This is a genomic window from Bradyrhizobium sp. HKCCYLRH3097 (genome assembly GCF_051167875.1).
In the GTDB taxonomy this organism is placed as follows: Bacteria; Pseudomonadota; Alphaproteobacteria; order Rhizobiales; family Xanthobacteraceae; genus Bradyrhizobium.
In genome coordinates, this window is record NZ_JBNPTX010000010.1 from 268528 (window position 1) to 278594 (window position 10067).

At 63.8% G+C, this 10067-nt stretch carries 11 protein-coding genes and 1 pseudogene; 2 read left to right on the forward strand and 10 right to left on the reverse strand.

Features of this window, described 5'->3' with window-relative positions; genetic code table 11:
- Positions 1-27 precede the first annotated feature (27 nt).
- Both ACQR0U_RS23815 and ACQR0U_RS23820 read left to right on the forward strand, forming a co-directional pair.
- Entirely contained in the window at positions 28-879 is an 852-nt protein-coding gene (locus tag ACQR0U_RS23815; protein ID WP_315752840.1) for a sulfurtransferase, read from the forward strand.
- Between the two features lie 22 nt (positions 880-901).
- On the forward strand, positions 902-1219 hold the full coding sequence (locus tag ACQR0U_RS23820) for a hypothetical protein (protein ID WP_315713146.1): 318 nt from the start codon (positions 902-904) through the stop codon (positions 1217-1219).
- A gap of 313 nt (positions 1220-1532) precedes the next feature.
- On the opposite strand, the gene hspQ is transcribed toward ACQR0U_RS23820, so the two are convergent.
- From hspQ to nifH, 10 genes and pseudogenes are all read right to left on the reverse strand, one after another.
- Positions 1533-1859 (reverse strand): heat shock protein HspQ, encoded by a 327-nt coding sequence (hspQ, locus tag ACQR0U_RS23825; RefSeq protein WP_315752839.1) that lies wholly within the window; start codon positions 1857-1859, stop codon positions 1533-1535.
- A 19-nt stretch (positions 1860-1878) separates the two neighbouring features.
- Complete coding sequence (gene fdxB / locus ACQR0U_RS23830) at positions 1879-2166, reverse strand: ferredoxin III, nif-specific (protein ID WP_434844207.1); 288 nt, start codon at positions 2164-2166, stop codon at positions 1879-1881.
- A 23-nt stretch (positions 2167-2189) separates the two neighbouring features.
- A complete protein-coding gene (locus ACQR0U_RS23835; protein WP_315713150.1) occupies positions 2190-2390 on the reverse strand; it encodes a CCE_0567 family metalloprotein in 201 nt (66 codons plus the stop codon).
- A gap of 18 nt (positions 2391-2408) precedes the next feature.
- The gene (locus ACQR0U_RS23840; RefSeq protein WP_315752838.1) at positions 2409-2879 is read right to left on the reverse strand and encodes a NifX-associated nitrogen fixation protein; all 471 of its coding nucleotides are present in this window, start codon (positions 2877-2879) and stop codon (positions 2409-2411) included.
- A 10-nt stretch (positions 2880-2889) separates the two neighbouring features.
- On the reverse strand, positions 2890-3285 hold the full coding sequence (nifX, locus tag ACQR0U_RS23845; RefSeq protein WP_315713153.1) for a nitrogen fixation protein NifX: 396 nt from the start codon (positions 3283-3285) through the stop codon (positions 2890-2892).
- 25 nt (positions 3286-3310) lie between these two features.
- Positions 3311-4708 carry a nitrogenase iron-molybdenum cofactor biosynthesis protein NifN gene (gene nifN, locus ACQR0U_RS23850; RefSeq protein WP_434844208.1) on the reverse strand — a complete coding sequence of 466 codons (1398 nt, stop codon included), beginning with the start codon at positions 4706-4708 and terminating at the stop codon, positions 3311-3313.
- Positions 4709-4718: 10 nt separating this feature from the next.
- The gene (gene nifE / locus ACQR0U_RS23855; RefSeq protein WP_434844209.1) at positions 4719-6392 is read right to left on the reverse strand and encodes a nitrogenase iron-molybdenum cofactor biosynthesis protein NifE; all 1674 of its coding nucleotides are present in this window, start codon (positions 6390-6392) and stop codon (positions 4719-4721) included.
- 132 nt (positions 6393-6524) lie between these two features.
- Positions 6525-8084, reverse strand: a complete 1560-nt coding sequence (gene nifK, locus ACQR0U_RS23860; RefSeq protein ID WP_434844210.1) for a nitrogenase molybdenum-iron protein subunit beta — start codon at positions 8082-8084, stop codon at positions 6525-6527.
- Positions 8085-8167: 83 nt separating this feature from the next.
- Positions 8168-9670, reverse strand: a complete 1503-nt coding sequence (gene nifD, locus ACQR0U_RS23865; protein WP_315713160.1) for a nitrogenase molybdenum-iron protein alpha chain — start codon at positions 9668-9670, stop codon at positions 8168-8170.
- 73 nt (positions 9671-9743) lie between these two features.
- Positions 9744-10067, reverse strand: a pseudogene (gene nifH, locus ACQR0U_RS23870) (nitrogenase reductase); the annotation flags it as partial.

The following is a 10067-nucleotide window of genomic DNA, read 5'->3' on the forward strand; positions in this document are numbered from 1 at the left end:
TTGGCTCTTCAAATCGCGAGCGCATGCATGAGCACGGATCCCTCGAGCACCCTGGTCAGCTCCGACTGGCTGGCACAACATCTTTCCGATCCCGCCACCAAGATCCTCGACTGCACCTGGCACCATCCGAGCACCAACCTGGACGGCCGTACGCAATACCGCGGCCGGCACCTGCCGGGCTCAGTGCATTTCGATATCGACCAGGTCGCCGACAAGTCCAACCCGCTGCCGCACATGCTGCCGTCAGCGGGCGATTTCGCCCACAAGGTCGGGCTGCTCGGCATCAGCAATGCCGATCGCGTCGTCGTCTACGACCGTCACTATGGCGGCTCGGCCGCGGGCCGCGTGTGGTGGATGTTCCGCGTATTCGGGCACGACAACGTCGCCCTGCTCGACGGCGGCTTCGGCAAATGGACCAAGGAGAAGAGGCCGGCGGAGATGACGCCGGTGCGCCCGGTGCCGGCGAGCTTCACCGCCAGCTTCCAGCCCGGCCTGGTCGCGACCTCGGCCGACGTGCGTCGCCTGCTGCAGGCCGGCGGCCAACTCATCGATGCGCGCGGGCCCGGCAAGTTCGACGGCACGCAGGCAGACGTGTTCACCTTCAAGCGCCAGGGCCACATTCCAGGTGCCATCAACCTGCCCTGGGCCGATCTGGTCGATCCGGACTCCGGCGTGCTGCTGGCGCCCGACGCGCTCACCGCACGCTTTACGGCCGCGGGCGTCGATCTGAACAAGCCGATCGTTACCACCTGCGCCTCGGGCATCACCTCCTGCATGCTGGCGTTGGCGCTCTACCGGCTCGGCGTTCCGAACGCCGCCGTCTACGACGGCGCTTGGGCGGAATGGAGCCAGCTCGACGACACGCCGGTCGCGGCGTGATTTCAACGACGGGAGCACGAGCATGGCAAAGACTCTGGTCAAGACCACTCAGGACGGCCGCAAGGTCGAGGTGATTGGCCTCGCCATCTGCCTCGAAGGCGAGCTCGAGGCTTTCGAGCTGGTCGAGGTCAAGCTGCATCCGAACCGGCGCAAGATCTGGGAGGCCGCGCCCGACGCGACTCATATGGCCGGCCGCATCACTTTGACCAAGGACGAGGCAGCGATCGTCGAGAGCGCGTTCGCCGCCGCCCAGGCCGAGATCCTCGCCAACCCTGCCGCGATCAACGAGCGCTTCCGGATCGCGGCGATGTGGAAGGCCAGGGAACAGGGGATCGAGTAAAAGTCCCCGCTTTCGGCCTGGCCCTCATCTCTCGACCGTCATTCCGGGGCGCGCGAAGCGCGAGCCCGGAATCCGTAGCCACAGGCGGTTGTGAGGCGCGAGATGCCTGTGGCGCTCTTCTTAGAAGACAATGCCCGTTCGTGGTTATGGATTCCGGGCTCGCGCTTCGCGCGCCCCGGAATGACGAGCGGATAGATCGTGGCCAACACAAGTCTCCGTCATCGCGAACGCAGCGACGCGATCCAGGGCGGCACAAGGAACTCTGGATTGCTTCGTCGCCTGCGGCTCCTCGCAATGACGGCAGTGGCAAGATCTACTGAAAGATCCGCCCGCGGTAGCGATAGCTGCCCTCATCGTCGACATCGAACAGTTCGCCGATATCGGGATGCTTCACCGGCTCCCCGGAAGCGTCCGCCACCAGGTTCTGCTCAGGCACATAGGCGATGTAGCTGCTCTCGCCGCATTCGGCGAGCAGATAGTAGAATGGCTGCTCCTTGTCGAGCCTGGCGTCCATGGTGATGGCGCGCCAGCCCTCTTCCTCGGAGAACGACAGGTCGACGTCGAACACGACGCCGCGCAGATCGTAGACGCGGTGCCGGGTCACCTGGCCGATCGTGAATTTCGCCTCCATCCGCATCATGGCAGCACGCTCGACAATCTCAGGCCGCCGCCGAATGGGTCTGGCAGTTGGTCGGGCAGACCCGGGCGCAGGCGCCGCAGCCGATGCAGGCGCCGGTATCGTTCATGACCATGATCTTCTTCTCGACCTCATCATCCTCGTCGTCGTCGAGCTCGACGAACTCGCCCTCGTCGTTGATGCCCTTCAGGGTCATGACCTCGCGGCCACACACCTTGTAGCAGCGGCCGCAGCCGATGCACTTGGCCGGATCGATGGCGACCAGATAGTCCGGCCGCCAGTCGCGACCGTCACGGGTTGCGTTGGACATGATGACGGATCCTCAAATCGGGCTTACGCGGTTTCGAGCTTCTTCAGCTCGGCCCGCTTCTTCTCCAGCTCGGCGAACGCGTCATGCGCCTTCTGCGCCGTCGGCAGGATCTGGTCCCAGTTGATGGGCAGTTCCTCCGACAGGTCGTGCAGGTTCATCTTGGCATCCATGGCGCGTGCCGACAGCTTCTTGATCTCGGCCTTCAGGGTATCCAGGTCGCTCATCTCTCTCATCCTCGCCGTTCAGTAGTTCGCGACGTCCTTGAACTTCTCGATCATCTCGACGCCGGCCTTGACGAACTTGTCGCCTTCGTCGGCCAGCTTGCCGAGATTGTCGAAGCCGAACCGGTGCACGTCCCGCAGCTGCTTGTTGACGACGATCAGCCGGCCGCCGATCAGCACCATGCGGCCGAAGCCCTCGTGACTCATCTTCAGCATCGGCGAGATCATGACGCCGGTGGCCTTCTCGATCGACAGCGCGACCGCATTGAAGAACAGCTCCAGCCGCCAGATCGTCTCCGGATCGGGATCGCCGATGATCGGCAGCGCCCGCCGCTTCTCCTTGTCCAGGATGTAGGGCTCGAGCAGGTCGATGTCCTTCTTGCCCTCCCATGCGCCATGGGTGTCCTGGGCCCGCCACACCTTGATCAGCTCCTTGACGAAGGGCCGCTGCTCGGCGGGGATGGTTTCGACGGCTACCGCGGTATCGGACATGATGGTTTCCTCATTCCTCGAAATCGAGCGCGCGTTCCTGGCCCTTGGCCAGCGCCTTGCGCAGCCAGGGCGGCGGCGTGCCCTTGAGCACCGCCTGCAGCTTGCCGAGCAGATCGGTGATCTCCTCGGGCTGGGTGACCTTCATCGGATGGATGTTGTTGGCGACGACGCGCGCTGCGCCGGAGCCGCCGATCGCGGCGACATAGAGGATCGCGCAATCCTTGATCGCCTCGATCTTCGGCGCCAGCTTGTCCTCGTTGCCATCCTCCTTGAGATCGCCGTCGAACTCGACCTTCTCGATGAAGCGGTAGCCCTCGGGATCGAGATCGTAGATCGCGATGTTCTTGGCCCAGCCGAAATGGGCGTCGACGCGCTTCAGATCCTGGGTAGCGAATGCGACTTTCATGTCGTCGGTCCTTTCTCCTGAAACGTCAATGCAGTGGCGCCACGACGGCGGTGTCGATCGATGCCTGTTCGAGGTCCTTCCAGGGATCGAGCCAGGTGTCGGGCGTCGGCTGATGGTTGTCCTCGCGATCGGCGATGATCAGATTGGCGAGCGCAAAGATCAGATCGCGCGTGCCGCGATAGCCGACCGTCAGGAGATGCCCTGCCCCGAGCCGGTCGAACATCGGAAAGCCGATCCGGTAGAACGGGATCTTGAGGCGGGCGGCGGCCTGGCGGCCGTGCGAATGCGTGAGCATCAAGCCGCAGTCGCGCTCCTTTGCCAGGTTTTCGAGATCCTCGAGATCGCCGATCAGCACTTCATCGCAGGGCATCCGCTCGAGCACCGGCGACTGCGTCGTGGTGACCGCCACCGACACATGCGCGCCCATGTCGTGCAGCATGCTCGCGACGTCGAACAACAGATCCGGCTCGGCGCCAACAGCGAGCTTGCGACCGCCAATGTGGAAATGCGCATCCAGCATCGCGTCTGCGAGCTGGCCGCGCTGCCGGCGATATTTCGCCGGCACCGGGCGTCCCGAGATCTCGCTGAGGAACGTCATGAACTCGTCGTTCGGCAGCAGCCCGCAGAGCCGCTCGAACAGCCGATACGGCACGCCGGTCCTGGCCTGGATCGCTTCCGCCGCTCGCTTCATTTGCGCCCCGATCGCGATCGTCCAGGACGCGCTGCCCATGGTCGCAATCTCTTCCAGGCCGATGCCGCCGATCGTTGTCGGCGTGAACTCGTCGGGGATGTGGCCGTCGAGCGAGCCGCCGATATCCGGCAGGAACGATGGCTCCAGACCGAAATCCTCGATGATGGTGCGCAGCTCCTCGATATCCCCCGGCGTCAGATGGCAGCCCGGCAGCACGTTGATCCGCGCCGGGTCGCGACGGGTCGAGGTCGGCTTGTCGACGAGCACCTCGACCATCTTGGCGACGGTCTTGTCCCAACCGTCCTGGAACGCGTCCTTGAAGTCCGGCGTCGAGACGTAGACCAGCGGATAATTCGCGAGTTCCGGATGTCTCTCGCGGATCAGCCTGATGTAGCCGTCGACGTCGTCGCCCTTGGTCTCGGTGACGCCGGTCGAGCAGATGCCGATGATCTCCGGCTTTTGTCGCTTGTAGATGTTGAGGATCGCCTGCTCGACATTCTCATAGCCGCCGAGCACGGTGGCGACCTCGCTCATCGCCGTCGTCTGCATCGGCACCGCTTCCTTGAAGTGGCGCACGAACAAGGTCAGGCCGAACGAGGTGCAGCCCTGCGAGCCGTGCAGCAGCGGCATCGCGCCGCGCAGGCCGAGGAAGGCGAAGGAGCCGCCGATCGGCTGGCTCATCTTGAGCGGATTGACCGCGCAGGCCTTCTTTCCAATGGTGACCTTGGCCATGAGCGCCGCCCTACTCCGCCGCCTGCAGCAGCTCGGCCGGCGCCTTGAACGTCGCCAGGATGTCCTCGACCCGGCCGGCGCAGGCGCCGCAGCCGCCCGAGGCGTTGGTGTGCTCGCGAACGCCGGCGACATCGGCGAGGCCATGGGCCTTGATCGCGTCCTCGATGGTGCCGAGATCGACCGACTTGCAGTGGCAGATCTTCTTGGCGCGTCGCGCGGCTTCCGCGGCGACCGGATCGGTCGCCAGCGCCGCCGCTTCTGCATTGACCTGGGCAATCGCCCTGGCCTGCCAGTTGCTGTCGGCCTGCTCCCAGGGCGCCCGCTTGCGCAGCTGCTCCCACATCGGGTTGTAGATCGCCTTGTCGATCTCCGCGACCAGCTTCACCATCCCGATATAGCCCATAAAGGCGTGGGAGCGCTCCTGGTTGATGTCGAGCCAGGGCATCGCCGCCTTCAGCGCCACGAATTGCGACTTGCCGCCCGAGAGCATGATGTCGGCCTTGGCGTCCTTGAGCATCTTGTACATTTCGCGCGGCGCCATATCGTCGATCATGTGCGCGTCCTGGCCCATCAGCTCCTTGATGCGCTCCTTGTCCTCCTTGGTGGACTTCTTGACGGAGGTGCCGACCAGCTCCATGCCGGCCTCCTGCAGCGCCGCTACGACTGACCACGACTTCACGCCGCCGGTGATCAGCAGCACCTTCTTGCCGGTGAGCCGCTTCTTGAACGGCTCGATCGCCGCCCAGGCCTTGGCCTCCTCGCGCGCGATCACCGCCTCGGTGCGGTCCAGCAGATCGGCCGGCGCGCCGCGCTCGACCAGGAGGCGCGCGATCTCGCGCAACGAGTCCGAGGAGTCTTGGATGCCGTAGAACGATCCCTCGAAGAACGGAATGCCGTAGCGTTCCTCCATCTTGCGGGCGACGTTGATCATCGCCTTGGAGCACACCATCATCGCGGCGCGGGCGCGGTGCGACGAGGCGACGTCCTTGTAGCGGCCGTCGCCGGAGATGCAGGCGGAGATGCGGATGCCGAGTTCGTCGAACAGCGGCTTCACCTGCCAGAGCTCGCCGGAGAGATTGTATTCGCCGATGATGTTGAGGTCGTAGGGCGTTGTGACCTCCGGCTCGACGGTGCCGATGACGTGGTCGAGCAGCGCCTCGCCGGCGAGCTTGTTGCCGAGATTCTTCGGGCCGACGAAGCCGGGCGAGTTGACGGGGATACAGGGCTTGCCAAATTTGGCCGAGGCCGCCTTGCAGACGGCATTGATGTCGTCGCCGGTCATGGCGGGCACGCAGGTCTGGTAGACGAAGACCGCCGGCGGATCGTACTTCTCGATGATTTCCTTGATCGCCTTGTACAGCCGCTTCTCGCCACCGAACACGACGTCGGTCTCGTTGATGTCGGTGGTGAAACCGGTGCGCCAGATCTGCGAGCCAGACGAGGCCGCACCACGGTTGTCCCAGGAATTCCCCTCGCAGGCGATCGGTCCGTGCACGAGGTGCGCGACGTCGGTCAGCGGCTGCAAGGCGACCTTGGCGCCATCGAACGCGCACCCGCCCGCCGCACCGCCCGGCTGTAGCTGCTTGGTGCAGCCCTTCTTGCGCTCGGCCTCGGACTTGTTGGCGTTCTTGCCGCAACCCGGCTCGTTGAAGACGTTCTGGATCGTGGCAGACAGCGAGCTCATCGGCTTCTCCTGTTGGCGGACCTTCTGCGCGTCTTTTGGCCGAGGAGGCTCAGGCTTTCAGTGCCTTCCCCATGAGCCTCGTCGTCCAGATCGAAACGCGGCGGCCCTTGAGGGACCGCCGCGCGCCGTGTCCTAGCGGATGATGTCGAAGCTGTAATCCGACTTGGCGGGCACGTTGGTGTTGCGGTCGATCTCGTCGAAGATCTTGTCGAGGATCGTGACAAGCACGTTCAGGCCGCCTTGATAGCCCCACACCGGATAGCGGTGCTTGTGGTGACGATCGAAGATCGGAAAGCCGATGCGGATCAGCGGCGTGCCGGTGTCGCGCTCCAGATACTTGCCGTAGGTGTTGCCGATCAGGAAATCGACCGGCTCGGTGAACAGCAGCGAGCGCATGTGCCACAGGTCCTTGCCGGGATACACGTGGCAGTTCTTTCCGAACGGCGACGAGTCGAACACGGCCTGCACCTTCTCGGCCCAATCCTTGTTGCCGTTGGTGGCGAGCACGTGGGTCGGCTCGGCGCCGAGCTCGAGCAGGAACGCGGCGAGGCCGAGGCAGAGATCCGGATCGCCGTAGATCGCGAACTTCTTGCCGTGGATGTGGGCGCTGGAGTCGGCGATCGCGTCGACCAGGCGGCCGCGCTCGAGCGCGAGCTGCTCCGGAATCTCCTTGCCGGTGATGCGTGACAGCGCCATCACGAAGGCGTCGGTGCCGGTCACGCCGACCGGATGGTTGAAGGAGACGACCTCCTGGCCGTGGTTCTTGATGAACGGCAGGGTCTTCTCGGTGCAGAAGTGCTGCATCGAGATCGTCGCCTTGGCGTGAATCGCGTTGGCCGCGTCCTCCAGCGTGGTGCCGCCATCATACATACGGAACTCGCCGTCGGTCGGCGTGTCGAACACGTTCGAATTGTCGCCGAGGATCGTGTACTCGATCCCCATCGCCTCGAAGATGTGCTTCACTTCCTTGATGTTGCCGACGGTGTAGCCATCGAAACCGCCGATGAAGTTGATCTTCTCGTTGGGAACGCGCTCCAGCTTCGGCGCGGTGCCGGCCTTGCCGTCCCAGAAGTGTTCGAGAACGCCCTTCATTGCATTGTCGTAGCCGGTGACATGGCTGCCGACGAAGGCAGGCGTATGGGCGAAAGGCACATCGAACTCGGCGGGAACCGAGCCCTTCTCCTTGGAGGTCTTGATGAAGGCGTTGAGGTCGTCGCCGATGACTTCCGCCATGCAGGTGGTGGAGACCGCGATCATCGACGGCTTGTACATGTTGTAGGCGTTGGCGAGGCCGTCGATCATGTTGTTGAGGCCGCCGAAGACGGCTGCGTCCTCGGTCATCGACGACGACACGCAGGAGCTCGGCTCCTTGAAGTGGCGCGACAGATGGCTGCGATAATAGGCAACGCAGCCCTGCGAGCCGTGCACGAACGGCAGCGTCTTTTCGAAGCCGACGGCAACGAACACGGCGCCGAGCGGCTGGCAGGCCTTCGCCGGGTTGACGGTCAGCGCCTCGCGGGCGAAATTCTTCTCGCGATATTCGGGTGTCTTGGCCCATTCGCGGATGCGCTCGACCTCGGCGGGATCGCGCGGATTCTCGAACATCTTCTTCTTGTTCGCCAGCATCTGCTGGTATTCGGGACCACGGAAAAGCTCGAAGTGATCGAGCACATGTTCGGCACTCTGCGTCATGGGATAACCCTCTCTATGTTCCTGTGTCGATCAGGGAGCACTGGCTCTCCGCCGAAGGAGAGCCAGGCCGTGGGCGGTGGTGCTTACTCGGCTGCCTGAAGCAACGGCTTGGGCGCCTGCTTCCAGGGCGCCTTGGCCATCTTCCAGACCGGCGAGTTGATGGCCATGTCCATGTCGCGGGCGAAGATCGCGAACCCGTCATAGCCATGGTAGGGACCCGAGTAGTCCCAGGAATGCATCTGGCGGAACGGTACGCCCATCTTCTGGAACACGTACTTTTCCTTGATGCCCGAGCCGACCAGGTCCGGCTGGACCTTCTCGACGAACTTCTCGAACTCGTAGCCGGTGACGTCGTCGTAGATCAGCGTGCCGTCCTTGACGTAGTGCTGAGCGGTGCGCTGATAGTCGTCGTTGTGGCCGAACTCATAGCCGGTGCCGACGACCTCCATGCCGAGATCCTCGTAGGCGCCGATCACGTGGCGCGGACGCAGACCGCCGACGAACAGCATCACGGTCTTGCCTTCGAGGCGCGGCCGGTACTTGGCGATCACGGCGTCCATCAGGGGCTGGTACTTGGCGATGACTCGCTCGGCACCTTCCTTGATCTTGTCGTCGAAATAGCTGGCGATCTTACGCAGCGATTCGGCGATCTTGCTCGGTCCGAAGAAGTTGTATTCGCACCACGGAATACCGTACTTCTCTTCCATGTGGCGCGAGATGTAGTTCATCGAGCGGTAGCAATGCAGCACGTTGAGCTTCGCCTTCGGCGTCGCCTCGAGCTCTGCCAGCGAGCCGTCGCCCGACCACTGGGCGATCACGCGCAGGCCCATCTCCTCGAGCAGGATGCGGGACGACCAGGCGTCGCCACCGATGTTGTAGTCGCCGATGATCGCGACGTCGTAGGCCGACGGCTCGAAGCGCGGCGCGGCATCGGCCGGGAGCTTGTCGAACACCCAGTCCCGGATCGCGTCGTTGGCGATATGGTGACCCAAGGACTGGGAGACGCCGCGGAAGCCTTCGCAACGCACGGGGACGATGGTCTTGCCGTCATACTCCTTCGACTTGACCTTGGAGACGGCCTCGATGTCGTCGCCGATCAGGCCGATCGGGCATTCCGACTGCACGGTGATGCCGTTGTTCAGCGGGAACAGCTCCTGGATCTCGTCCATGATCTTGGCGAGCTTCTTGTCACCGCCGAAGACGATGTCCTTCTCCTGGAAGTCGGAGGTGAACTGCATCGTCACGAAGGTGTCGATGCCGGTCGTCCCGATGTAGTAGTTGCGGCGCGCCGCCCAGGAGTACTGGCCGCAGCCGACCGGGCCATGGCTGATGTGGATCATGTCCTTGATTGGGCCCCACACCACGCCCTTCGAGCCGGCGTAGGCGCAACCGCGGATGGTCATGACGCCGGGGATCGACTTGATGTTCGACTTGACGCCGCAATCCGACTTGCCGTTCTCATGCACGTTGAGATGCTTGGCGCGGCGCTTGGCGGTCTTTTCCGGATAGACCTTCAGGACCTCGGCGATCAGTTCCTTGTTGCGCGCCTTGATCTCGGCGACGCTTTGTTTCTCGGTGACGCTCATCTGGCTTTCCTCGATGATCGGTTGCGGAGGTGATCCGGCCCTTGGAGATGAAGGGCCGGAGCACCGGTGGCGGTTACGCCGTTGCGGCGAGCTCGGCGGCAGTCTTTCCGATCTGGGTTTCGTCGACGGCCTTCATGATGCCGTGCTCCATCAGCATGTCCTCGAGCTCGTCCATCGTGATCGGGGTCGGGATGATGCCCTTGCCGCCGTTGTTGTGGATCTTCTGCGCCAGCGAGCGGTAGTGCCCGGCCTGGACCGAATCCGGCGCATATTCCAGCACGGTCATGCGGCGCAGCTCGGCGTGCTGCACGATGTTGTCGCGCGGCACGAAGTAGATCAGCTGGGTGCCGAGCTTCTTGGCGAGAGCCTCCGCCAGCTCCAGCTCCTTGTCGGTCTG